Source organism: Actinopolymorpha alba DSM 45243, from assembly GCF_000373925.1.
In the GTDB taxonomy this organism is placed as follows: domain Bacteria; phylum Actinomycetota; class Actinomycetes; order Propionibacteriales; family Actinopolymorphaceae; genus Actinopolymorpha; species Actinopolymorpha alba.
Genome location: NZ_KB892707.1, coordinates 14129 through 36759, shown reverse-complemented (window position 1 = coordinate 36759; position 22631 = coordinate 14129). Strand labels below are relative to the sequence as shown.

Annotated in this window: 21 protein-coding genes; 7 read left to right on the top strand and 14 right to left on the bottom strand. The window is 68.1% G+C overall.

Annotated elements, in window-relative coordinates; all coding sequences use genetic code 11:
* Positions 1 to 26: 26 nt before the first annotated feature.
* Both nrdR and B141_RS48890 read right to left on the bottom strand, forming a co-directional pair.
* Positions 27 to 521, bottom strand: a complete 495-nt coding sequence (nrdR, locus tag B141_RS38195; protein WP_020573136.1) for a transcriptional regulator NrdR — start codon at positions 519 to 521, stop codon at positions 27 to 29.
* 298 nt (positions 522 to 819) lie between these two features.
* Positions 820 to 1131 carry a LysM peptidoglycan-binding domain-containing protein gene (locus B141_RS48890; protein ID WP_157180710.1) on the bottom strand — a complete coding sequence of 104 codons (312 nt, stop codon included), beginning with the start codon at positions 1129 to 1131 and terminating at the stop codon, positions 820 to 822.
* Between the two features lie 516 nt (positions 1132 to 1647).
* On the opposite strand from B141_RS48890, the gene lexA reads away from it, so the two are divergent.
* Both lexA and B141_RS38185 read left to right on the top strand, forming a co-directional pair.
* Entirely contained in the window at positions 1648 to 2376 is a 729-nt protein-coding gene (gene lexA, locus B141_RS0100150; RefSeq protein ID WP_020573134.1) for a transcriptional repressor LexA, read from the top strand.
* Between the two features lie 44 nt (positions 2377 to 2420).
* A complete protein-coding gene (locus B141_RS38185; RefSeq protein WP_020573133.1) occupies positions 2421 to 3275 on the top strand; it encodes a coenzyme F420-0:L-glutamate ligase in 855 nt (284 codons plus the stop codon).
* A gap of 156 nt (positions 3276 to 3431) precedes the next feature.
* Here B141_RS38185 and B141_RS0100140 read toward each other — a convergent pair whose 3' ends face one another.
* Positions 3432 to 4112 carry an SH3 domain-containing protein gene (locus B141_RS0100140; RefSeq protein WP_020573132.1) on the bottom strand — a complete coding sequence of 227 codons (681 nt, stop codon included), beginning with the start codon at positions 4110 to 4112 and terminating at the stop codon, positions 3432 to 3434.
* A gap of 569 nt (positions 4113 to 4681) precedes the next feature.
* Here B141_RS0100140 and B141_RS0100135 point away from each other — a divergent pair.
* The gene (locus B141_RS0100135) at positions 4682 to 5233 is read left to right on the top strand and encodes a hypothetical protein (protein WP_020573130.1); all 552 of its coding nucleotides are present in this window, start codon (positions 4682 to 4684) and stop codon (positions 5231 to 5233) included.
* A 177-nt stretch (positions 5234 to 5410) separates the two neighbouring features.
* On the opposite strand, the gene B141_RS0100130 is transcribed toward B141_RS0100135, so the two are convergent.
* Positions 5411 to 7516, bottom strand: coding sequence for an ATP-dependent DNA helicase (locus B141_RS0100130; protein ID WP_020573129.1), 2106 nt, complete (start codon positions 7514 to 7516; stop codon positions 5411 to 5413).
* A gap of 164 nt (positions 7517 to 7680) precedes the next feature.
* On the opposite strand from B141_RS0100130, the gene B141_RS0100125 reads away from it, so the two are divergent.
* Positions 7681 to 9528, top strand: a complete 1848-nt coding sequence (locus B141_RS0100125) for a S9 family peptidase (protein ID WP_020573128.1) — start codon at positions 7681 to 7683, stop codon at positions 9526 to 9528.
* A gap of 156 nt (positions 9529 to 9684) precedes the next feature.
* Positions 9685 to 10320 carry a rhomboid family intramembrane serine protease gene (locus tag B141_RS0100120; protein WP_020573126.1) on the top strand — a complete coding sequence of 212 codons (636 nt, stop codon included), beginning with the start codon at positions 9685 to 9687 and terminating at the stop codon, positions 10318 to 10320.
* Between the two features lie 202 nt (positions 10321 to 10522).
* Here the strand turns inward: B141_RS0100120 and B141_RS38180 are convergent, their stop codons facing one another.
* Positions 10523 to 11746 (bottom strand): MDR family MFS transporter, encoded by a 1224-nt coding sequence (locus B141_RS38180; protein WP_040420286.1) that lies wholly within the window; start codon positions 11744 to 11746, stop codon positions 10523 to 10525.
* Between the two features lie 96 nt (positions 11747 to 11842).
* On the opposite strand from B141_RS38180, the gene B141_RS0100110 reads away from it, so the two are divergent.
* Complete coding sequence (locus B141_RS0100110; RefSeq protein WP_040420285.1) at positions 11843 to 12826, top strand: ArsR/SmtB family transcription factor; 984 nt, start codon at positions 11843 to 11845, stop codon at positions 12824 to 12826.
* Here the strand turns inward: B141_RS0100110 and B141_RS0100105 are convergent.
* The gene (locus B141_RS0100105; protein WP_020573123.1) at positions 12819 to 13589 is read right to left on the bottom strand and encodes an E3 ubiquitin ligase family protein; all 771 of its coding nucleotides are present in this window, start codon (positions 13587 to 13589) and stop codon (positions 12819 to 12821) included. The genes B141_RS0100110 and B141_RS0100105 overlap by 8 nt on opposite strands.
* A gap of 132 nt (positions 13590 to 13721) precedes the next feature.
* On the bottom strand, positions 13722 to 15206 hold the full coding sequence (gene hflX / locus B141_RS0100100; RefSeq protein WP_020573122.1) for a GTPase HflX: 1485 nt from the start codon (positions 15204 to 15206) through the stop codon (positions 13722 to 13724).
* Between the two features lie 223 nt (positions 15207 to 15429).
* Here hflX and B141_RS0100095 point away from each other — a divergent pair, with 223 nt between their 5' ends.
* Entirely contained in the window at positions 15430 to 16719 is a 1290-nt protein-coding gene (locus tag B141_RS0100095; protein WP_020573121.1) for an enolase C-terminal domain-like protein, read from the top strand.
* A gap of 5 nt (positions 16720 to 16724) precedes the next feature.
* Here B141_RS0100095 and B141_RS48885 read toward each other — a convergent pair whose 3' ends face one another.
* The 7 genes from B141_RS48885 to B141_RS0100060 all read right to left on the bottom strand — a co-directional run bounded on the left by B141_RS48885 (position 16725) and on the right by B141_RS0100060 (position 22484).
* Positions 16725 to 16895 carry a hypothetical protein gene (locus B141_RS48885; RefSeq protein WP_020573120.1) on the bottom strand — a complete coding sequence of 57 codons (171 nt, stop codon included), beginning with the start codon at positions 16893 to 16895 and terminating at the stop codon, positions 16725 to 16727.
* Positions 16896 to 17078: 183 nt separating this feature from the next.
* Positions 17079 to 17918, bottom strand: a complete 840-nt coding sequence (gene dapF, locus B141_RS0100085) for a diaminopimelate epimerase (RefSeq protein ID WP_020573119.1) — start codon at positions 17916 to 17918, stop codon at positions 17079 to 17081.
* A gap of 162 nt (positions 17919 to 18080) precedes the next feature.
* Complete coding sequence (gene ggt, locus B141_RS0100080; RefSeq protein WP_020573118.1) at positions 18081 to 19919, bottom strand: gamma-glutamyltransferase; 1839 nt, start codon at positions 19917 to 19919, stop codon at positions 18081 to 18083.
* A 127-nt stretch (positions 19920 to 20046) separates the two neighbouring features.
* Positions 20047 to 20679: a hypothetical protein gene (locus B141_RS48880; RefSeq protein WP_169512889.1), complete on the bottom strand. Its 633-nt coding sequence runs from the start codon at positions 20677 to 20679 to the stop codon at positions 20047 to 20049.
* A 62-nt stretch (positions 20680 to 20741) separates the two neighbouring features.
* Positions 20742 to 21557, bottom strand: a complete 816-nt coding sequence (locus B141_RS0100070; protein ID WP_020573116.1) for a hypothetical protein — start codon at positions 21555 to 21557, stop codon at positions 20742 to 20744.
* 4 nt (positions 21558 to 21561) lie between these two features.
* Entirely contained in the window at positions 21562 to 21900 is a 339-nt protein-coding gene (locus B141_RS0100065) for a hypothetical protein (protein WP_020573115.1), read from the bottom strand.
* The gene (locus tag B141_RS0100060; RefSeq protein WP_020573114.1) at positions 21900 to 22484 is read right to left on the bottom strand and encodes a hypothetical protein; all 585 of its coding nucleotides are present in this window, start codon (positions 22482 to 22484) and stop codon (positions 21900 to 21902) included. Before B141_RS0100060 ends, B141_RS0100065 begins: the two co-directional genes overlap by 1 nt.
* Positions 22485 to 22631: the final 147 nt, after the last annotated feature.

Genomic DNA, 22631 nt, shown 5'->3' with positions numbered 1-22631 from the left:
GCGGGCTCGATGGGCCTCGCGCCTGGTCATCGTTGGGGTGAGGACTCGCGTTCGGCGGGCTCGGGCACGGTCTCGGCGTGCTCCGCGCGAAGCACAGCGATCTCGGCTTCGAAGTCTTCGAGGCTTCCGAAGCTGCGATAGACGCTGGCGAAACGCATGTAGGCGACCTCGTCGAGCTCGCGCAGCGGACCGAGGATCGCCAGGCCCACCTCGTGGGACGGCACCTCGGCCGCGCCGGTCGCACGGATGTCCTCCTCGACGCGCTGGGCGAGGACCGCCAGGGCGTCATCGCCGACGGGTCGGCCCTTACATGCCTCGCGGACACCCGTGACCACCTTGTCGCGGATGAACGGCTCAGTGACTCCGCTGCGCTTGACGACCGCCAGGGTGACCTGCTCGACCGTGGTGAACCGCCGCTCGCAGTCGGGACATTGCCGGCGGCGGCGGATCGCGGTGCCGTCGTCGGTCGTACGACTGTCGACGACGCGACTGTCGGGGTGCCGGCAGAAGGGGCAATGCATCGCGTCACGCCTCCCCTCTGGGTCTCGGTGGTGAATACGGAGCGATGACGTCCACCACCGGGATCACCGGCCTTCCCTGGGGACGAACCTGTGAGCTTCGAATCACAACCTGTGGACGACTTACAGCTGTGTAACTACCACATCTAGGGGTACCGTACGTCGGCTCGCGGGGGCACGCAAGCTCTCCGCGTGTCCCTCGCGAGCCCTGCGACGTCCTCCCAGGTCAGGGCCTTGCGACCCCGACAAACCGGACATTCCCCCTGCGTGTCGTCGCCAATCACAGCCGCCTACGGGTTGTTTAGCCCCGCCCACTCACAGGAACCACGAGGCTCTGGCCGGCCGCCAGATCTCCGGCGCGCGCCAGGCCGTTGAGCTCCAGGATGTGATCCACGGTCGCGCGAACGTCGGCACCGGGCGCGACCCGGGCCGCGATGCCCCACAGCGTCTGCCCCGGCTCCACCGTGACGGTCCTTGTCTGGACCGACACCTCCCGCCCGGCGTCCGCATCACTGCCGGCGAGCCACCGTGTCGTCGCGTCGATGCCGGCCATCGTGACGAGCGCGAGCAGCAACAGGAACGTGGCCAGCACGACCCGACCCCGTGGAGTCAACCGGACACCCCGACGGGCCGACGGGCCAGCGGCGACCGGCCGAGCACACGACCGGACGACTCGCGGGCGGGGCACCCTCCGCACGCTCGCCGGACGAGTGGCACGCACGTCCGGCGACGTCTGACGCGGAATGGACGCATGGGTGGCCGCTCGATCCCCCCCCGGTCGCGCGCGCTCGGGATGGGCTCGACGCGCCACGAAGTCCTCGATGTAGATCACCGGTGCGCTACCGCTCATCTGTCGACCCCCAATGCAAGTGGAAGCTACGATCGAGAACGTCGAACGATTGTTCGACCAGATGCCTGGCAGATTTTCTACACCACCCCACCGACAAGCCGCCAGGGTGGGTCGAAAATCTGTTCGAGGTGGGACGATGCGTGCCGGCTGCGACGCGCCGCGACACGAGGTCGAACAGATGTTTGAACGTGCGTGCTCTAGGGCCTACGCTCTGTGTCGAAGCCTCGGACCACGCTCCACACCGTCCCTACGATTTTCTCGAGAAGGAGAACACCCGCTATGCCCAAGCGGAAGAATCCCGTTCAGCACTCCGCGACCGCCACCGTGCGCGAGCTTCCGGACGGCCCGCCCGACGCCAGCGGCCTCACGCCGCGGCAGCGCCGCATCCTCGAGGTGATCCGCGAGTCCGTCGAGAACCGCGGCTACCCACCCGCGATGCGGGAGATCGGTGAGCTCGTCGGGCTGACCTCCTCGTCGTCCGTCGCACACCAGCTCAAGGTCCTCGAGGCCAAGGGCTTCATCCGTCGCGACCCCAACCGTCCGCGCGCACTCGAGGTGCTCGCACCGCTCGACGGGCCTCGGCGGTCGCTGGTCGCCGCGTACGACGAGACCGACAGCGACGAGGCCTACCCCGCGCCCGCTTTCGTCCCCCTCGTCGGCCGGATCGCCGCCGGTGGCCCGATCCTTGCCGAGCAGTCGATCGAGGAGGTCATGCCCCTGCCCCGCCAGCTCGTCGGCGAGGGCGAGTTGTTCCTCCTCAAGGTCAGGGGCGACTCGATGGTCGAGGCCGCGATCTGCGACGGCGACTGGGTTGTCGTACGCCAGCAGCCCACCGCCGAGTCGGGTGAGATCGTGTCCGCGATGATCGATGGTGAGGCCACGGTCAAGACCTACCGGCGCCGTGACGGGCGGGTCTGGCTGCTCCCCCACAATCCCGCATACGAACCCATCCCTGGAGACGACGCGGTCATCCTCGGTAAGGTCGTCGCCGTCCTGCGCCGGATCTGATGCCATGATCCGGTGCGAGGTTTGACGCGACGAGCAGGAGCAGCATGTCCAAGCCCACGGCGGGCGCCAACGCCACGTCCGCAGCTGACCCCACGCCAGCGGATGATGGCGAGGTCGCCCCTCCGCCGAAGGGACCGCTGGCACCCAATGCGGGCAAAAGCCTCACGATCGAGGTGGAGGGGACGCGATGGGCACGCGTCCCCATCCAGACCGCGTTGTTCGCCCGAGGTGACCAGATCGTCGAGAAGGTCGTCGCCTACGCGACGCAGACCGTTGAGTGCGCGGGGGCCAGCGCGGAGTTCGCCGGCGCGTTCATCGAGCCGTGGTATGTCGTGGTGAGCGAAAAGATCGTCGCGATCTCGCAGGGCCGCTCCTACTTCACCTGGGAGATCAATCCGGGCGCCTCCGCTCGATTTCTCTCCCGCCTGGTGCAGAGGACGCCGCACGGGATCGGGCTCGGCAGCCCGTGGACCATGCAACTGGCCATCAACGAAGCCGGCCTGCCGCGGATCCTCCTGGCCGCGGCAGCCAGCGTCGTCGGCAAGGCGATCGGCCGGCGCGGCTGGTTTTACGTCGTCGCCGGCCACCGCGTCAACGCGATCGACGGCCCGACGTCCTATTCCGCGTTCCCGTCGAACGTCTCCGCCAAGCTGCCGCCGAAGGATCCCGACAAGGTCGCGGCCGACATCACCGCGACGCTCAGGTCCGCACTTCCGCCCGGCCCCGCCCAGACGTTGGCCGGCACGGTGATCATCGACTCCAACGACCTGGGCCGCGACGTCCTCGGCCACGACACCGACCGGCTGCCCAGCTTCTTCTGCGAACTCTTCCGCGACAACCCGTTCGGACAGGGTCGGCAGCAGACTCCGGTCGCGGTGTGCGTCCGCCTTCCACTCTGACCGCCCTCATCACGACGCCAAGCGAGGAACTCCGGACCTGTCGCCGGCCGGTTCACCCGATAGGCAGTCCGGCCGGTTCACCCGATAGGCAGTGGAGACTTTTCCGTGTTGGCGCACGGAAAAGTCTCCAGTCCTCGGGCGACGACCCGGCGCCTGTCAGCAGGACGGCGGCGCCGAGCCGACGTTCGACACGTACCGTGCGGCGACCCACTGACCACCACCGTCGCTGGTGAGCTGGTACCAGCGGGAGTTGCCGTCGATCACCTGGCTGTCGACCTTGCAGACCAGGGGCAAGAACGTGCCCTGCGGTGCCGACGACACCGTAGCGTTCGCCGTGTGCGGACCGCTGCGGACATTCAGGAACGACACGGCCCGTCCCTCGTACTCCCGTCCGTCGCCGCAGAACCGCGGCGCCGTCCCGATGTTGGCGACGTAACGCGCGGTCACCCACCTTCCGGTGGACAGCTTGTACCAGAGCGTGTTACCGCCCACGGACGGCCCGAACACCTTGCACTGGATGCTGATCGTCGTCCCATTCCGGAGCGTGCCGACGTCTGGGGCTGCTGACGTCGGGGCACTCCGGACGTTGAGCGCCGCCGTGGTGACCCTGCCCTGGTAGCTCGTCGCAGCGTGAGCCTGCGGGGCGACGGCCAGCAGGACCGCCGGAAGCAGGATCGTCGTCGCGGCCGCGACGACGGTCCCGCCGACAGCGCGGTTCCTTAGTAGGACGTGACCTCGCCCTCGTAGGGCGGCCGCGCGCTCGCGGATGGAGAACCCAACCGGGCCACCACGGCGAGTGCCGCGGCTGGCGGTGATGCCGATGCCATTACTCAACATGTGCTTCTCCCCGAATGATCGCCGTACGTCGGCGCTGTGCAGACACTTGAAGGCGCCGCGAAGGTTGGCAACGCCAGCAGGCAAAGGACGGAAGCTAATCGGTGCATAAGAGCCCCCGCGCCTAAGCGAAATGTCGCACGGATTGCATTTGGGTTAAAGGTACTGTCTAACAATATTTTTTAATCCTGAATTGAATCATTTATGGCGCCGCAGACGCCCGAGTGATGGCCCCCCACCAGGCCGCCAGCAGTCCAGTCCGTGGGACAACCCGCGCCGCGAACGCGTCCGCGACTTCCTCCACCATGTCGGCTCCCACTCCCTCCCCTCCCTCCGCGAAGCCGCGGTCAGTCGGCATGAGGCGCCTCGAAGAGGCCTCCCAGACTGCCGGGTGTGTTTTTTTCTCATTTGAGGCGTTTGCGTCCTATGTCCGTTTGGGGATGAACCAGCTGGCCGGTCGCAAGTCGCCGAGCCGCGCCCCATCGGGAAGGAGATCGGGAGGTACCCGGGCCCGCGTCAGCATCCGGGCCCGCGCAAGTCCAGGTCATCAAGCGTTGGAGGTTTACGTCCGCATGTCGAAGATTCTGACCAAGGCAGCCGCCATCACGCTGGGCGTCGCGATGGCCGCAGCGGTCGCGGCACCCGCCCACGCGGCGGTGGCCCGCCCTCCGGCCGACTCACGCCAGGTCGCCGAGGCAGGGAATGAACTCCTCCAGATTCAGCAGCAACTCCTGCAGGCCAGGCAGGCGCTCGAAGCGGAACGATCCGACGTGCAGAAGTTCGGCACCGACCGGTCGCTGGCGAAGGTGGACGTGGTCGATCCCGCCGTGCTGAGCGACCTGCGCGGTGCCGTCGACAAGCTCCGCCTCGATGGAGTCAGCGTCCCGGACTTCTCGACACAGAGCACGCAGAGCCTCGGCGGACTCGGCATCCTCGACGCGCTGCTCGCACTGGTCACGCAGCTCCTGGCGTCGCTGGGGCTCATCGACCTCCCCGACCTGCCGGTGCCAACCGCGGATCTGCCGGACATCGGCCTCCTCGACACGGTGGTCGCGCTGATCATGCAGGTCCTGGCATCACTGGGGCTCATCCAGCTGCCTGCGCTGCCGATCCCGACTCCGTAGAAGGCAACAGAGCAGGGCCCACCGGCGCAGGCTCGTCCTCAACCCACGCGAGGACCACGACTGGCCGACGGGAACGAACGCTCGCGATCCGAGCAGTGTGGAAAAGGATCGGGCTCCGGTCTACCCGGCCGGAGCTCGATCCTTTTTCAGCGTCCAGATCCCCGCTGACCGAGGCCGTCAACCTTCCCTTGCCGCCCGCAGGCGACGAAGCGCACCCAGCGCGGTCTCGCGGTCAGGCGTGAACCACATCGGTGGCAGCGAGGCTCGCAGGAATCCGCCGTACCTCGCCGTCACCAGCCTCGGATCGAGTACGGCGACCACTCCGCGATCGCTCGAACGCCGGATCAGCCGTCCCACTCCCTGGGCCAAGAGCAGCGCCGCATGGGTGGCGGCCACGGCCATGAACCCGTTACCGCCCGCCTCGTCCACCGCCCGCTGCCGTGCGGACGCGAGCGGATCGTCCGGTCGAGGGAACGGGACCCGGTCGATGACGACCAGCTGACAGGTGTCCCCCGGGACGTCGAGGCCCTGCCACAGCGAGAGCGTCCCGAACAGCGACGTGGCGGGTTCGGCGACGAACCGCTTGTGGAGTTCGGAAAGCTGGCCGTCCCCCTGGCACAGGACCTCGATACCCAACCGCTCGCGGACAGCGGCCGACGCGTCCTCGGCGGCGCGCCGTGACGAGAACAACCCGAGCGTCCCGCCACCGGACGCCTCGACCAGGGCGCACAGCTCGTCGAGCACGCGGTCGGAGATCCCGCCGCGCCCGGGCGGGGGCATCCTGCGCGCGACATAGAGGATCGCCTGCTGGCCGTAGTCGAACGGCGAGCCGACGTCGAGCGCCCGCCACGGCAACGGCTCCACGACGTCCTTGCCCGCGAGCTCGTCCGCATCCGACCGCGACTCCTCGGCCGCGGCACCCCGCGGCTCTTCCGCCGCAGCACCCGGCGTGTCGCCGGCCGCGCCGTCGTCCCGGATCCGGTCAACCGGACGGAGGCCGACCGACCGCGCGGCGGCGTCGAAGTCACCGCCCAGCTTCAGGGTCGCCGAGGCGAGGACGCAGGTCCGCTCGGCCAGCAGGCGTTCACGCAGCAGCCCCGACACCGACAGGGGAGCGACCCGAAGCTCCGGCCCGCCGCGTTCCCGTTCGGCCACCCAGACCACGTCGTACGGCGACCGGGTGGCGATCCGGTCGGCCACGTCGCGGACCTGTTCGACGTACGCCCGTGCCTGCCGCCGACCAGACTCGGCGTCGGCGTCCTTCTTCTCGCTCGGGAACGCCGACCAGGCCGCCCGAGCCGCGTCACGCACCGACGCCACCGCGTCCCCCAACTCGGCGCCGAAGGTTTCGACCCGGCCGAGCGGGGCCGAGGCCAGCGCCATCCGCAGCGCCTCCTCCGCGTCGTCCAGCGGGTCGGACTCGCCGCCCTCGCAGAACGACCGGGCCCGGCGGGCGGAGCGTTCGACCATTCCGGGGGATAGCTCGGCCGACGCCGCGCCGGTCACCCGCGCGGCCAGTTCGTGCGCCTCGTCGATGACGACCACGTCGTAGTCGGGCAGCACGGGAACGTTCTCGAGCGCGTCGATGGCCAGCAGCGCGTGGTTGGTGACGATCACATCGGCGGCCATGGCGCGTTCACGGGCCCGCTCGGCGAAGCATTCCTCGCCGTACGGACAGCGCTGCGCGCCCAGGCACTCCCGGGACGAGACCGAGACCTGCGCCCACGCGCGGTCCTGGTGGGTCGGCGCCGCGTCGCGGTCACCGTCGCCGCCGGAGTCGGCCTGCTCGGTCGCCCAGTTACGTAACGCCATCACCTGACGACCGAGCGGCCCGGTGGGCACCATCTCGACGAGCGCGCCCTGGTCGTCGGGCACCCCGTCGCGGACGCGGTGCAGGCAGGCGTAGTTGTGCCGACCCTTGAGGATGGCGTACGACGGTCGCCGGCCGAGGCGTTTCTCGATCGCGTCGACCAGCTGCGGCAGGTCCCGGCCGACGAGCTGCGCCTGGAGCGCCAGAGTCGCGGTCGCGATGACCACCGGCTCGTCAGATCCACCCGGATTGAGGAACGCCGGCACGAGATAGGCGAGCGACTTGCCGGTACCCGTTCCGGCTTGCACGACAAGGTGTTCGCCGTCCTGCATCGCGTGGGCGACGGCGTTCGCCATCACCAGCTGCCCGGGGCGTTCGGAGCCGGCGAGCGCGTCGACCGCGTCGTGCAGCAGCTCGCCCACGCGGGGGTCGGGGCGGCGTTGGTCCGAGGAATCCCGCGCTGGTTCGGCCATCCCGCGAGGCTATACCTGCGGTCGTCGGCGCCGGCGTCGCGGCACGGCCGTTCCGTGACCGGTAGACGGCAGAGAGTCCGAGGGGCTACACGTTTCCGGCGAATCCATGACGTACGGGCGCTAACCGATCGTCCCCAGCCCGACGGGTGTGATGAGATCTCCCCATGACCTATGACGCGGTCCCGCTGATCCCTCGCGCGGTCCTCTTCGGCAATCCGACGTTCGCCAGCCCGACCGTCTCCCCTGACGGCACCCGGCTGGGTTTCCTGGCGCCCGACGAGGGCGTCCTCAACGTCTGGGTCGGTCCGGTCGACCGGCCGGATGACGCGCGCCCGGTGACGCACGACCGCGGCCGGGGTATCCGCGTGTTCGGCTTCTGCCACGACGACCGCACGTTGTTCTACCTGCAGGACCAGGGCGGCGACGAAAACTGGCGGCTCCACCTTCTCGACCTCGTCACGGGGGCCGAGCGTTGCGTCACGCCGTACGACAACGTCCAGGTGCGGGTCCTCGGCCACAACCGCTGGCACCCGACCCGGATGCTGCTCGGCATCAACAAGGACACCCCGGAACTGCACGACGTCTACGAGCTGGACCTCACCACGGGCGAGTTGGAGAAGGTGCTCGACAACCCCGGCTTCGTCGGGTGGCTCGTCGACACCGACCTGACCATCCAGGGCGCGGCCACGATCACCGAGGACGGCGGGGCGGTCTACTTCCTGACCGATGAGTCCGGGGAGTACCACCCGTGGCTGGAGGTGCCGGCCGATGACGTCAACACCACCAATCCGGTGGGGTTCTCCCGCGACGGCGACACGCTCTACCTGGTCTCCTCCTTGGGCGCGAACGCCGCCCGGCTGGTGAGCGTCGACCTCGAGACCGGTGAGGAGACGGTGCTGGCGGCCGACGAGGCGTACGACATCGGCGGTGTCGAACTCGAGCCTGAGACCCGCAAGCCGCAAGCGGTGATCTTCGACAAAGACCGTGAAGTCTGGGAGTACCTCGACGACGGCTACCGCCAGGCGGTCGAGGAGCTGCGTTCCTCGCTTGGCATCGACGGCGAGCTGGGCATCAACCGCTCCGAGCGCACCGACCGGCTGTGGCTGGTGTCCGTCGTACCCTCCGACGGGCCGGTCCGCTACTACCTGTACGACCGGTCCACCAGTGCGCTGCGGTTCCTCTTCTCGCACAAGCCCGACCTCGCCGGATACGTCCTGGCCTCGATGGAGGCGTTCTCCTTCACGGCAAGGGACGGGCTCGAGATCCACGGCTACATCACCTTTCCGCCCGAGGCCGAACGCCGCAACCTTCCCGCGGTCCTCAACGTGCACGGCGGCCCATGGGCCCGGGACACCTGGGGCTACCACCCGGAGGCGCAGTGGCTCACCAACCGCGGGTACGCCTGCGTCCAGGTCAACTACCGCGGGTCGACCGGCTACGGCAAGGCGTTCGGTAATGCCGCGGACAAGCAGTGGGGCCGGACCATGCACACCGACCTGCTCGACGCGATCGAGCACCTGGCCGGCAAGGGGGTCATCGACCGTGACCGGGTGGGCATCATGGGCGGGTCGTACGGCGGGTACGCCGCGCTCGCCGGTGCGGCGTTCACTCCTGAGGCGTTCCGGTGTGCGGTCGATCTGTGCGGACCGTCCAACCTGCTCACCCTGCTGACCTCGCTCCCTGACTACTGGAAGCCGCTGGTCGCGATGATGCACGCGAAGGTCGGCGACCCCGAGGCGGAGAAGGACATGCTCTGGGAGCGCTCGCCGCTCTCCCGGGTCGACGACATCCAGATTCCGGTGCTGGTGGCGCAGGGGGCCAACGACCCGAGGGTCAAACAGGCCGAGGCGGAACAAATCGTGGCCGCCCTCAAGGACAAGGGCCTACCACACGAATACCTGCTGTTCCCCGACGAGGGGCACGGACTCGCCCGCCCGGAGAACCGCGAGATCTACTACGCCGCCGCGGAGCGCTTCCTCGCCGAACACCTGGGTGGACGTACGGAATCCTGAGGTGGCCGGCGTGCCGGCCATCGGCGTGCCGGCCATCGGCGCCCCCGAATCTGGGCGCCCGGCGATCAGCGCGCCGGCCACTTGGAAGGGTAAGAACCTGCCGAGAATCGCCGTCGATCGGGGGTACGACTTGCAACGATCAGGCATGGTGGACTCATGACGTATGGGTACTCTCGCCCACCCGGCCAGCGGGGGGCCCTCGGCCGGTCCACCGACTCCGGCGTCAGCGGCCTGAAGGTTCTCATCCTCCTGGTCGGGTTGATGTGGGTCGCCGAATTCGTCGACACGTTCCTCGGCCACCGGCTCGACTCGTACGGCATCGAGGCCAGGGACGCCGACGGCCTGATCGGCATCCTGACCGCGCCGTTCCTCCACGCGGGATTCGGTCACCTTCTCTCCAACACCATCCCGCTGCTCATGCTCGGCGCGATCATCGCGGTCGCCGGGGCGGTCCGGCTGCTCGTCGTCACCGCCGTCGTGGGGCTGGTGAGCGGCGTCGGCACCTGGCTGACGTCCCCTCCGATGTCGATCACGATCGGGGCGAGCGGTCTCGTCTTCGGGTACGCCACGTACCTCATCGTCCGCGGCCTCTTCAACCGCAGTATTGGTCAGCTGCTGATCGGCGCCCTGGTCGTCATCGTGTGGGGTGGCGCCCTCCTCGGTGGGCTGCTCCCACAGGACGGGATCTCCTGGCAGGGACATCTGTTCGGTGCCGTGGGCGGCATCGTCACCGCGTGGATCCTTGGCGGTGAAAATCGCCGAGCCCTGCCGTCGAGCGATCGCTACGGCTGAACCACACCTGACGGTCGTGCGTCCGCGACTTGTCCGAAGGTTCTCCGCGTGGAGGGGTGTCGATTCTTCGGACAAGTCCGCGATCCTTCGCCGTGGCTGGCCAGTTGTCTCACGTAACGGCCCGACTTGCGGTGTAGCTCAGCATCCGAGCCGAAGGCAACGCCGGGTTGTCATAGGTTTCTCGGCCAAGAGACCGAGAAACCTATGACAACTCGGCAAGCCGAGAGGATTCAGCTTCCTGATCGGCGGCCGCCGCCCGGGCTCGGAGCGCCGGAGCCAGAGCCAGCTGGGCAAGGCACAGGAGCACACCGATGACAGCACATCCGACCCACAGAACGGTGGACCCGGCCGCCTCGAACACCGCCGTGCCCGCGAGCGGCCCGACAGTCGAGCCCATGGCCCACGCGACTCCCGCGATCCCCATGTATCGGCCCCGGAGATCAAGCGGTGCGAGGTCGGCGAAGATCGCGCTCAATACGGTGCTGAGCCCGATCTCCCCGAGTGTCCAGACCACCACCGAGCCGGTGTATCCGACGATGCCATGGGCGAACACCCCGGCACCGAAGCCGAGTCCGACGACCAGCATGGAAACCGCCAGCAGTGTGCTCCGGTCGTAGCGGCCCAGCACGCGTATGAGCAGCGGTTGGGCGACCACGATCACCAGGCCGTTCGCGCCGATCACGAGACCGTACGTCGACGGCGACAGACCGTCGGCGGCCATCGCCAGCGGCAGCGTTGAGTACGCCTGAAAGTAGATCGCCGCATACACCGTGGTGATGGCGACGATGCCAAGAAGTGGCCTGTCGGCTCCGGCGACTCGAAGGACGGACCGCCGGTTGACCTCGACAGCGGCCGGCCGGGTCTCGGGCACCGCCCGCCAGATGACGAGCGCCGCGATCACGCAGGTACTCGCGTTGATCCAGAAGAGCAACCCGAAGCCACGGCTCGCCAACACCCCCGCGCTCACCGCGGAGATCGAGAAGCCGAGGTTCACTGCCCAGAACAGCAGGCCGTACGCCCGCACCCGGGCCTCGGGTCCGAGCAGGTCGGCCACCGTGGCGGAGGCCGCGGGCCGGAACAGCTCAGACGTCACTCCAACCGCGAGCGCGGAGACCCAGATCAGGGTGAAGCTCGAGGCGGCGCCAAGAGTGACCAGCGCGACAGCCGTGCCGAGGAAACCCGCGAGCATGGTCCGGCGGCGCCCGACGCGGTCGGCGAGCCAGCCACCGAGCAACTGCGCGGCAATCGTGCCGGCCCCGACCGCCGCCACCACCGCGCCCGCCGTCGACGCGCTGAGCCGTTGTTCCTGGGTGAGGTAGAGCACGAGGAACGGCTGGACGAACCCACCCAGCCGGTTGATCAACTGGCCAGCCCAGAGCGCCCAGAACGCTCGGGGCAACGTGGATACCGCTCGCGTGGAAGTCATGGTGTCAAGCACGGTGGACAGCCTGCGGGCGACGGCCCTCCGCTGTCGACGATTTGGCGAGAGCCTAATCGAGGGGTGGGTACGCTTCAGTCCGTGATGATGCTCGACCTCGGGCCCGAGGACCTCAGCCGGATCCGCTTCGCGATCTCCCCCGTCTGGGAGACCGTCACCAGCGTGCGTGCGTTGACCAGTTCACCGAACGGCCTCCACGCGTCCTGGCTCAGGCAGGTGCGCAGCCGGCTGGAAGGAATCGACCTGCCGCTGCTCAGCGCGCTCGTCCCGTCCGACGGCTATATCCCCGACTTCCTCACCCCGGCGCCCGCCCGGCGTTCGTCGAGTTTCGAGTCGGGCCTCGCGGCCATCGCCAGCACGCCGATTCCGACTGTCGCGAGCGATCTCGAGTCGCTCCGCGGGAGCCACCGAAATCCCGTGCTTGACGACCTCCTCGCTGATCCGGCGGCCGGCCTGGACCGCATCGTCGTCGAACTCGAGCGCTACTGGCGCGCCGCCATCGAGCCGCACTGGTCGCGGATCCGCGCGCTGCTGCAGGCGGATCTGGCGTACCGCATGAACGAACTCGCCTCAGGCGGCGTCGACCAACTGTTTCGTACGCTCCACCCCTTGGTGAGTTTCAGCCGCGGCACGCTCAGCATCGTGAAGTATGCCTGCGAGGACAAGGCACCGCTCGCCGGCCGCGGACTCCTGCTCGTGCCGTGCGTGTTCGCCTGGCCGAGCATTCTCGTCCTCACCGCGGCACCGCATGTGCCGACCGTGACGTACTCCCCGCGGGGCATGGGCCTGATCTGGGAATCCCCGGCCACCACCCACGGCACTCCCCTCGCCGAACTCGTGGGACGGACCAGGTCTGCCATCGTCGCCCAGCTCGACCTACCGATGTCGACCACCCAGCTGGCCTGCCAACTGGACCTCTCGCCGCCCACGCTGAGCGTGCACCTGCGCATCCTGGCAGCGGCCGGCGTCGTGGCGTCGCAGCGCGACGGGCGGTCGGTGCTCTATCAGCGGACCGAACTCGGCGACCACCTGCTGCGCGGAGCGCCGGAAACTCGGGCGGCTAGCTGAACAGACCGAGCACGAGGAGTACAGGCCCGGCGATGGCACCGGCGACGGTCGCGATCGTGAACAGCGTCTGCTGGGAGCGTGCGCTCTGGATCAGCTCGGCTTCGCTTCGCGTACTGATGATCGACGGCTCGGTGATCGCGAGTTCGCCGTTTCCGTCACTCGCCTCGCCCAGGACGAAGACCCGCTGGCCCGGGCGCAGGACCCACTCTTTGTACTGATAGCCGTAGGTGCCCGAACGACCGCTTCTCGGGAGACTCAGGCGGAACCCCCCGAGCTGGATGTTGGTCCTGCCCCCGTCCGAGTCCCTGTCGAACCGATCGAGCACCTTCTGCGCCCCGTCCGCCTGGACGGCTCCCGGATAGACGGGCACCACCCCAGTCGCGTCCTGAACGACGAACGGCAGGTCAGAGGTGCGTTCGGCGACGCGCTCCGAACGGTTGACCCGCCGGGTGTTGCCCTTGCTGTCGCGCCGGGTCTCCCAGTACTTCCGCGTCACCACGTGCCGATGCCACACGCTGTCGACGCTCGCGAGCTCAGACTTCAGGAGCCCCGACTGACCAGGCTGGACCTGGCCCGTCACCTCCACCTTGTGGAGGAAGGCCCCCGGACCCGCGGCCTGCGCGGCCGCCTGGTGGAGGGCGCCCAACTCCTGTGCGCTCAGGGTTTCGGTGGTGATCATGGCGTGCTGCCTGGCCCGCGCCCTCCAGGCGAAGTATCCGCACACGGCTGCGACAACCAAGGCGACGACACCCGCGACGATCATCCAGCAGACCCCTTCGTCGTTCCAGCAAAAACCCGGGCGATCCTAGTCGTTCGACCTGGATCACCCGGAAATGCCAGAACTCGGGCACGCTGTTTGCCGGGGTCGCCCCCGGCAAACAGCGTGCGAAACAGATCAGCTGGTGACGAAGCCGTCCAGCGCCGCGGCCAGGGCTGGATCGACGCGAGCCCGCAGCCGGGTGCCGTCCGCGGTGTGCTCGATCTCGAGGACCTCGCCGTGCTCGTGGACCCGCGCCACGACGTCGCCCCTGGCGTACGGCACGAGAGCGTTCACCTCGATCTCGGGCCGCGGCAGGGCGCCACCGATCTCCTCGAGGAGCTTGTCGATGCCCAGACCGGTGCGCGCGGAGACGACGACCGAACGCGGGAACAGCGTCTGCAGCCGGGCCACCTCGATCGGGTCGGCGAGGTCGGCCTTGTTGATCGCGAGGATCTCGGGAAGGTCCGCCGCGCCAGCCTCGGTCAGCACCTCGCGGACCGCGCTGATCTGGCCTTCCGGGTCGGGGTGCGACCCGTCGATGACGTGCACCACCAGGTCGGACTCGGCGACTTCCTCAAGGGTCGACCGGAACGCCTCCACGAGCTGGTGCGGAAGGTGGCGAACGAAGCCGACCGTGTCTGTCAGCGTGAACAACCTGCCATCAGGCGTGGCCGCGCGCCGCGTCGTCGGGTCGAGCGTCGCGAACAACGCATCCTCGACCAGCACCCCAGCACCCGTCAGGCGGTTGAGCAGCGAGGATTTGCCGGCGTTGGTGTAACCGGCAATCGCCACGGACGGGACGGCGTTTCGGCGACGCCTCTGCCGCTTGGTCCCGCGGCTCGTGCCCATCGCGGCGATCTCGCGGCGCAGCTTCGCCATGCGGGTGCGGATCCGCCGCCGGTCGATCTCGAGCTTCGTCTCACCAGGACCACGCAGACCGACACCGCCGGTCGCGCCGCCGGCCCGACCACCGGCCTGGCGGGACAGGTTGCCACCCCATCCTCGAAGCCGCGGGAGGAAGTACGAGAGCTGGGCGAGTTCGACCTGCGCCTTGCCCTCCTTGCTCTTGGCGTGCTGGGCGAAGATGTCGAGGATCAGGGCGGTGCGGTCAATGACCTTGACCTTGACCCGGTCTTCGAGGTTACGGAGCTGGGCCGGACTCAGCTCGCCGTCGCAGATCACCGTGTCAGCGCCGGTCGCCACGACGTCGGAGCGGAGTTCGTCGACCTTGCCGCGTCCGATATATGTCGCCTGGTCGGGCCGGCTACGCCGCTGGATGAGCCCTTCGAGCACCTCAGCACCGGCGGTCTCGGACAGCAGCTTCAGCTCGCGCAGGGAGTTCTCGGCGTCCTCGACGCTGCCGTCGGTCCAGACGCCGACGAGCACCACCCGCTCGAGCTGGAGCCGGCGGTACTCCACTTCGGTGATGTCTGTGAGTTCGGTGGAGAAGCCCGCCACCCGGCGCAGCGCCTGGCGATCCTCCAGATCGAGTTCGCCCGTCGCCGGATCGTCTGCCCCGAGCGTCAGGTTGGAATACCGCAGCTCGATGTCGACATCGCTACCCCGCTTCGTCGAGTCGTCGGCGAAGACGTTGGTGCGTTCATGAGGTCGTAGTGTCATACAACTCCAGTCAACGCTACGGAATGGCCGTAGCTTCCCCATCGTGGCACGCGCGGCACTGAATACGCACGTGGATATGCCCGGGTCTTGGGCACGAACCCGACGGTTGGCGCGAAGGATGACCGATACCTGCCCGATCGCGTGGACGAGGTGGGACCATCCCGATCGCCGTGCCTAGGGTGCTGTGTCGCCCGCACCCGCGCCTTTCGAAGGGATCGCCTCCGTGAACACCTCTGTCGACGCACCGCAGCCACTCGCCGCTCCACCGTGGCACGAGGCTGGTAGCGGGACGCGGATCACCGGCGTCCGCGCGATCCTGACCGCCCCCGAGAACATCACCCTGGTGGTCGTCAGGATCGACACCTCCGAGCCGGGGCTCTACGGCCTGGGATGTGCGACCTTCACCCAGCGGGCGCAGGCGGTCGCGGAGGCCGTTGACTCCTACCTCGCCCCGCAGCTGATCGGGCGCGACCCGGCCGACATCACCGACATCGCGTCCTCGCTGCTGGTGAGTTCGTACTGGAGGTTCGGCCCGGTGCTCAACAACGCCCTGTCGGGTGTCGACATGGCGCTGTGGGACCTGAAGGGCAAGCAGGCTGGCCTCCCGGTCTGGCAACTGCTCGGCGGGCGGTGCCGGGGTGCGGTGCCGGTCTACGCCCACGCGTCCGGACGGGATGCGGTCGAGGTGGAGGACGCGGTCCGCGGGTACGTCGAGGCCGGCTACCGACACGTCCGCTGCCAGGTGGGGATCCCCGGCGCGCTGACGTACGGCGCACCCGCCGCCGGTGGCGCCTCGGCCGCCGCACCGCGTCCGGGCCTTCCGGCGAACGCGTGGGAGCCCGATTCGTACCTGCGGGTGGTGCCGGAACTCTTCGGACATCTGCGGAACACGCTCGGCGAAGACGTGCACCTGCTGCACGACGTTCACGAACGCCTGCACCCGACTCAGGCGGTCCGGCTGGCCAAGGAACTCGAGCCGTTCCATCTCTTCTTCCTCGAGGACCTGCTCGCTCCGGAGGACCTCGGCTGGCTGCCGACGGTACGCGCGCAGACGGCGACCCCACTCGCGATCGGTGAGCTGTTCACGAACCCGGCGGAGTACGTGCCGCTCGTCAAGGACCGCTTGATCGATTTCGTCCGCTGCCATGTCTCCGCCATCGGTGGCCTCACTCCGGCCTGGCGGCTCGCGTCCGCGGCGGAGTTGTTCGGCGTACGGACCGCGTGGCATGGACCGGGTGACGTGTCGCCGATCGGCCACGCCGCCAACCTCGCGCTCGACCTGGCCGCACCGAACTTCGGCATCCAGGAACAGCACGTCTTCAACGACGCCGCGGCTGAGGTCTTTCCTGGCTGCCCGGAGGTGCGGGACGGGCATCTCTGGCCAAGTGACGCGCCCGGACTCGGGGTCGACCTGGACGAGAAGCTGGCGGAGAGGTTTCCGCCCGTCGGGCCACTTGTCAAGGACGCCTGGACACGGACCCGCCTGCCGGACGGCACCGTGCAGCGGCCGTGACCGCCTCAGCGGTCGTCGTGGTAACCGATGGAACGCAGAAGGACACCGGTGCGGACCATGGCGGACCTTCGAGCGAATGACGAGGCCCGGCGGGCGCGCACCTGACGGAGCAGGACCCGGCGGCGCTGCGCCCGCAGCACCTCGAGGTCCTGCTCCGGAGGGATGCTCATCGACATGCTCCCGACAGTAGCTCCGACCACCGACAAAGCCCTCCGTCGTACGTCGCGATTCGGCTACGTCTTAAGGAGGATCGCCAGAGATCGCCAGGTCAGGGAGCACCCCGGGGAGAAACCCTGAGCTGGTCCAGGGTCCGTGGACGTTTGCTGACGAAGGGCGAACCGCGGAGCGCGGAGCGTTTGTCAGACGTCGATCTCGCCGCGGGCGGTGAGGACCGCGGGGCCGGTCAGCTCCAGATGCCCGTCGGAGCGCAGGGTGATGGTGAGCGTGCCACCAGGGACGTCGATGAGGTACGTCGCGGGGGCGCCAACACCGTCCACGCGGGCGACGGTCGCGGCCACCGCACACGCACCGGTGCCGCACGAGCGGGTCTCCCCCACGCCGCGTTCGTGGACCCGCATGGCGAGGTGCCGCTCGCCTCGGCGTACCGCGAACTCGACGTTCACGCCCTTCGGGAAGACGTCGTACGGCGTCCACGTCGGCTGCTCGACCAGGGCACCCGGATCGGACAGGTCGTCGACGAACGCGACCCCGTGCGGGTTGCCCATGTCGACGGCGACCCCCGGCCAGCTTCTACCGCCGGCCGTCAGGACGAGACCATCGGAGGCGGGGAACCCGGCGGGTCCCATGTCGACCGTGAGCTGACCGTCGGCTTCGAACCGCACCGGCTTGAGACCGGCCCGGGTCACGACCGGCAGGTCCACGCCGGGGTCGGCCAGGCCGCGGTCGCGAAGGAAGTGGGCGAAGACGCGGACGCCGTTGCCGCACATCTCGCCGGTGGACCCGTCTGCGTTGCGGAAGTCCATGAACCACTCGGCCACGCCGGCGTAGGCCCGACCGTCCTCGATCGCGTGCGTACGAACGACTCGAAGCACGCCGTCAGCGCCCACGCCGCGACGGCGGTCGCACAGGAACCGCACCGTGGCGGCGTCGAGGTCGGGGTAGGCGGTGCCGTCGGGGTCGTACAGCAGCACGAAGTCGTTCTCCGTGCCGTGGCCCTTGACCCAGTGCACCGTGCCCACGGGGGTACTCCACCTTCTGTCGCGCCAGGTGACGGGACCCTGCGGTAACTGCGGCCCGGTGCCGCCGTCCCCGGGTCCCTTGGACGAACCTATTGCATCAGGAGACCGCATGGACCGAGGTGCCGGGCCGGTCGGGACTGGCCCGGCACCCGGTACCCCGTCTCAACGTCGGGGTACCGGCAGCATCACCATGGCCGAACCGCCCCCTCGGCGGGTGGGCTCCGCCGCTGCCTGGACGTAGCCGTGCCGGCCGAACTCCAGCGCTGTCTCCGCACCGATCTCGGCGACTTCGGCGAACTTGTGCTTCATCTCCGCCAACGCCTTGCCTTCCGGAGACGTCACGAATGCCGGCTCCGCCTGCAATGCGGTGTTGCGCGAGGATGCGCGTGGCGCCGCGAGCGCCTCGGGCAGGCTCATGCCGAGTTCGAGGCGGTTGACCAGGGTCTGCAGGACGGTCGTGATGATCGTCGCTCCACCAGGGCTTCCGAGAGCGAGGAACGGTCTGCCGTCCTTGAGCACGATCGTCGGCGCCATGGACGAGCGGGGGCGCTTGCCAGGGCCCGGGAGGTTCGGGTCGAAGGCGTCGCCCTGGGTGGGGACGAAGTTGAAGTCGGTGAGTTCGTTGTTGAGCAGGAACCCCCGACCGGGTACGACGATGCCGCTGCCACCGGTGGCCTCGATCGTGAGGGTGTAGGCGACCACGTTGCCCCACCGGTCAGACACGGTGAGGTGGGTCGTCGACAGTCCCTCGGCCGGGTCTTCCGGTGCGACCTGGGCGAGGTCGCCGCAGGCCGCGTAGTCGCCGTCCGGAACGCCGGGCGCCACCGGCTTCGGCAGGGCGGCATCGGGCTTGATCTGGCAGGCGCGCTCGTCGGCGAAGCCCTGCGACAGAAGTTCGTCGAGCGGGACGTCGACCTGGTCGGGGTCACCCACATAGCGGTTGCGGTCAGCGAACGACAGCGCGGACGCTTCGAGGTAGGTGTGCAGCACGCCGACCCGGTCGTCAACGGAGAACTCGCCCGACGACTCTGGCTGCGAGGGAAGCGCGGTTTCGAGGATGTTGAGCGCCTCACCGACAGTCGACCCACCCGAGGACGGCGGGCCCATGCCGAAGACGTCGAGCCCTCTGTACTCAACGTGCGTGGGCGCGCGGGACACCGTCTGATAGTTGGCCAGATCCTTGGGCGTCAACGCACCCGGCCGCACCACCCGGTCGGTGTCGGGCGCGGCCGGTGGGCTCTGCACGGCGGCCGCGATCTCTCCACCCAGCGCTCCCGTATAGAGCGCGTCGACGCCCTTGCGGGCAAGCAGGTCGTAGGTGTCCGCGAGATCGGGGTTGCGGAACGTCGAACCCGCCTTGGGCAGCTCACCGCCTGGTAGGTAGAGGTCGCGGGTGGAGGTGAAGTCGTCGAAGATGTGGGCGTTCTCGTTGATCTGGGAACGGAACGTCTCGTCGACCGTGAAACCACGCTCGGCCACCTTCGTCGCCGGCGCGAGTGCCCGCGCGAGCGGCCAGGTCCCCCACGTGTCCAGGGCCCGCTGCCAGGTGGCGGGAGTGCCGGGAACGCCGACCGACAGGCCACTGACCCTTGCCTCCTCGAATGCCAGAGGAGCCTTGGTCGCGGGGTCGATGAACAGCTGGTCGGTCGCCGTTGCGGGCGCGGTCTCCCGGCCGTCGATCGTGTGGACCTTGCGAGTGCGTGCGTTGTAGTAGACGAAGAAGCCCCCACCGCCGATGCCGGCCGAGAAGGGCTCGGTGATCCCGAGGGTCGCGGCCGCCGCCACCGCCGCGTCGACGGCGTTGCCGCCCCGCCGAAGCACGTCAATTCCCACCCGGGTCGCGTCGAGATCGACGGTCGACACCGCACCGCCGTACCCCTGCGCGACGGGGACCTTCCCGGTCGTCTGGGGCCCGCCACGTTCCTTCGCCTGCGCGGATGGCCCGATCAACGCCGTGGCCGCGACAGCTACCACCGCCGTGACAACGTACGTACGACGCATCGACCCGCTCCCTCCCTCTGCGTGGTTCACGACGATCTACAGCAAGGCACCGACCATATAGGCGCGAGCGGGTCGAGGAGAACCGTGAAGTCCGCACCCAGTCACCCGCGGCGGCTCAATCACCTGATCACAGCTTGGCGAGCACCTCACGCGCCAGCCCGGCCGCGTCATTCGGAGTCTTCGTGAAGTCTCCATCTCGCTGCGTGTACCAGATATCGACGACATCGAAGCCCTGGAGAACTGTCATCCGAACGCTGACGAAGGGCATGTTCTTATCTTTACTCAGGACCCCACAGCTTCCACCACCGAGCTCACCGACGCCTGGAAGAGGAGATCTCACCTCGCTGCGTTTTGGCTCCGCCTCAGTAATGCGCTTGCACTGAGTGTCGAAGGAATACCGCGCCTTCTCCCGTGCCGACGATCCATCCGCCGGCAGATGGCGGGTGAGCTGAACACTTGCGCGCACATAAACGCCGCTGCCACCTTGCGTCTTAGCAAGGCAGGCGACGCTCGAGCTGTCAAAGAGTTGCGTTGTGGGCTCTATCTCGATGTCTGGATAAGGAACGAACTTCTGGAAGATTTCTCTACCTATCAATACACAAGCGTTCTTCGCCAAGGGCGGAGGAGTTTCCTGCGCGCCCTGCGAAGCAGATGGCTCTACCGCCGGCGATCCACCACGAATACCGCCGATCCACACCGCAAGGCCAGCCAGGACAACAGCGGCACCGCAGCACGAAGCCAGGACGCCACGCTTGGTCAAGGGACGCCGACCGCCGAGGCCTCGACGCCCCGCTTGAAAGTCAGGGATACCCGAAGAAGACATCAGCCCACCTTGCCTGGCACCCAGTCATCCGGGCTCGTAGAGAGTTGCCCTACCAGAGGCCAGCCCACCTCACCCGAATTTCGTTTCCGCATGAAGTATGTGTTCGACTCGACCTGACCGAAGAGGTCATCGACAGCCTTGGAGAAGGTGTTGCGCGCTTCCGTAAAGCTCTTAATTATGTCCATCACCGCATCCTTGAGGGCGATGACGATCGCACCTATTCTTTCACCGGTATTGACGGCGTACCATCCGATGCCGATACTCACAATATCGATCCACATGCCAGTGAGCGCGATGTTCACACTGGACCAGAAGCTTCGCAGAGCCTTGGCGAAATCGCGCAACGCCGGACTGATGCCTGCCGCAATCGTCGTGACAGCGATGATCGCTTCCTTCTGGTTCGACAGGGAATCGACATATGCCTTTCCGGCCGGCCCCGACCAGTAGTTATCAATACTCATCTTGTCTTCGGTGAACCACACGGCGAATCCACCAAGGCCTCCGCCAACCCCAGTCGTCCAACGATCAGCGACGATGTCCAGCACGCTGGAGTTACCCGCTTCGGTCAACCACGGCTCGATCTTCGCCCACACTTCTTTCAGCTTGCGCTGGGCAGCTTCCATTCCCTCGCGGAACTCCTTGATGATCGCATCGCGATCTTTCCAGAGCGCCTCCAACCACGAGGGCATCAACCAGTCGACGGCACGTTCGATCATGTCCCGGAAGAGATCGCAGATCCGCTGATAGGTCGCCGAGATCTGCCTGGCGGCCTCGAACTCGGGAGATCGGGTCCCCGCCTGTTCTTCAATGTTCACGCGTTCACTCCTCCTCGTCGACCAGTCGCTGGACCCAGGCGATGCGTTCACGGTGCTCGGCCTCCGAGCGCTCATAGCGGCGGACGACGAGTTCGAGCCGCTCGGCGACGTCGTCAAAGCAGGCACTGCCCTCTCCGAGGAGGCGCGCCACCTTCTCCCTGACCTTGCCGTACACCTCCGTTGCCCCTTGCTCGTCCGCGAGCTTCGAGAAGCTGTGCGCGGTGAGTTCGAGCCTCTCCACGAGGACCTGCACCTCACCAAGACCGCCAGCAGCGAGCCGCCACCACTCGGCGTCCTTCAGCATCTGGTCGAGGGAGATCGTCACCTCTGACTCAGTAGTCATTACCGCTCCTCTCGAAGCCATCGGCGCAGACCATCAGATCCCGAGATGATCGTGCGAAGTTGGACCGTTGCCGCTCCCTCGCCGGCGACGTCGGCACGTGCCGCCTCGAGCTTGGAGTAGGCCGACCGGAACGCCTCGCGCACCGCATTCACCAGCCGTTCCGTTGTCACCGACACCTGCCACGTCTCGTCGACAGTGATGGAGCGAACGACACGGGAAGGTAGGACCACCACCGTGACGCGGCGGCGCTCATCAGTGCCCGCGTACTGGCTTTCATTCATCGCACGGAGGCGTTCCAGGCGCTCCGTGGTCTCCGTCATGACCTTGCGCACGAGGTCTGCGGTGCGGTACATCGCCTCGCGACCTTGCTCCGGCGGCATCGCGGCATAGGCGGCCGCCACTTGCTCAGAAAGGCTTGGCGGCAGCGCTGACGCCTGCGCCGCCGCTGAAGACGTTCGCACCTGGAAGGCGGCCCGGGTGGTGGCCTCGAACAGGGCAGCGGCCAGGCACTCGCCGCCCACCCGCTCCCGCCAGAGAGAGGAGATGCCGACATCGACGACCTCGCCGTTGCCATCCATCGCCACCCGAACGCATCCCGTCGCGTCGGAGGCCTCGAACCTTTGGCCACACACACTTCCTCCCCGTCCGGGTGGCGCTGGGTACGACACAAGGCGACCTGTCGTCGACCCGTGTAGGGCGGAAAGGCTAGCGGAATCGCAACCACGCAGCCG

Coding starts and splice junctions, on each gene's coding strand:
- nrdR (WP_020573136.1), bottom strand. CDS start 521: ATGCATTGCCCCTTCTGCCGGCACCCCGACAGTCGCGTCGTCGACAGT.
- lexA (WP_020573134.1), top strand. CDS start 1,648: ATGCCCAAGCGGAAGAATCCCGTTCAGCACTCCGCGACCGCCACCGTG.
- B141_RS38185 (WP_020573133.1), top strand. CDS start 2,421: ATGTCCAAGCCCACGGCGGGCGCCAACGCCACGTCCGCAGCTGACCCC.
- B141_RS0100140 (WP_020573132.1), bottom strand. CDS start 4,112: ATGTTGAGTAATGGCATCGGCATCACCGCCAGCCGCGGCACTCGCCGT.
- B141_RS0100135 (WP_020573130.1), top strand. CDS start 4,682: ATGTCGAAGATTCTGACCAAGGCAGCCGCCATCACGCTGGGCGTCGCG.
- B141_RS0100130 (WP_020573129.1), bottom strand. CDS start 7,516: ATGGCCGAACCAGCGCGGGATTCCTCGGACCAACGCCGCCCCGACCCC.
- B141_RS0100125 (WP_020573128.1), top strand. CDS start 7,681: ATGACCTATGACGCGGTCCCGCTGATCCCTCGCGCGGTCCTCTTCGGC.
- B141_RS0100120 (WP_020573126.1), top strand. CDS start 9,685: ATGACGTATGGGTACTCTCGCCCACCCGGCCAGCGGGGGGCCCTCGGC.
- B141_RS38180 (WP_040420286.1), bottom strand. CDS start 11,746: ATGACTTCCACGCGAGCGGTATCCACGTTGCCCCGAGCGTTCTGGGCG.
- B141_RS0100110 (WP_040420285.1), top strand. CDS start 11,843: ATGATGCTCGACCTCGGGCCCGAGGACCTCAGCCGGATCCGCTTCGCG.
- B141_RS0100105 (WP_020573123.1), bottom strand. CDS start 13,589: ATGATCGTCGCGGGTGTCGTCGCCTTGGTTGTCGCAGCCGTGTGCGGA.
- hflX (WP_020573122.1), bottom strand. CDS start 15,206: ATGACACTACGACCTCATGAACGCACCAACGTCTTCGCCGACGACTCG.
- B141_RS48885 (WP_020573120.1), bottom strand. CDS start 16,895: ATGTCGATGAGCATCCCTCCGGAGCAGGACCTCGAGGTGCTGCGGGCG.
- ggt (WP_020573118.1), bottom strand. CDS start 19,919: ATGCGTCGTACGTACGTTGTCACGGCGGTGGTAGCTGTCGCGGCCACG.
- B141_RS0100065 (WP_020573115.1), bottom strand. CDS start 21,900: ATGACTACTGAGTCAGAGGTGACGATCTCCCTCGACCAGATGCTGAAG.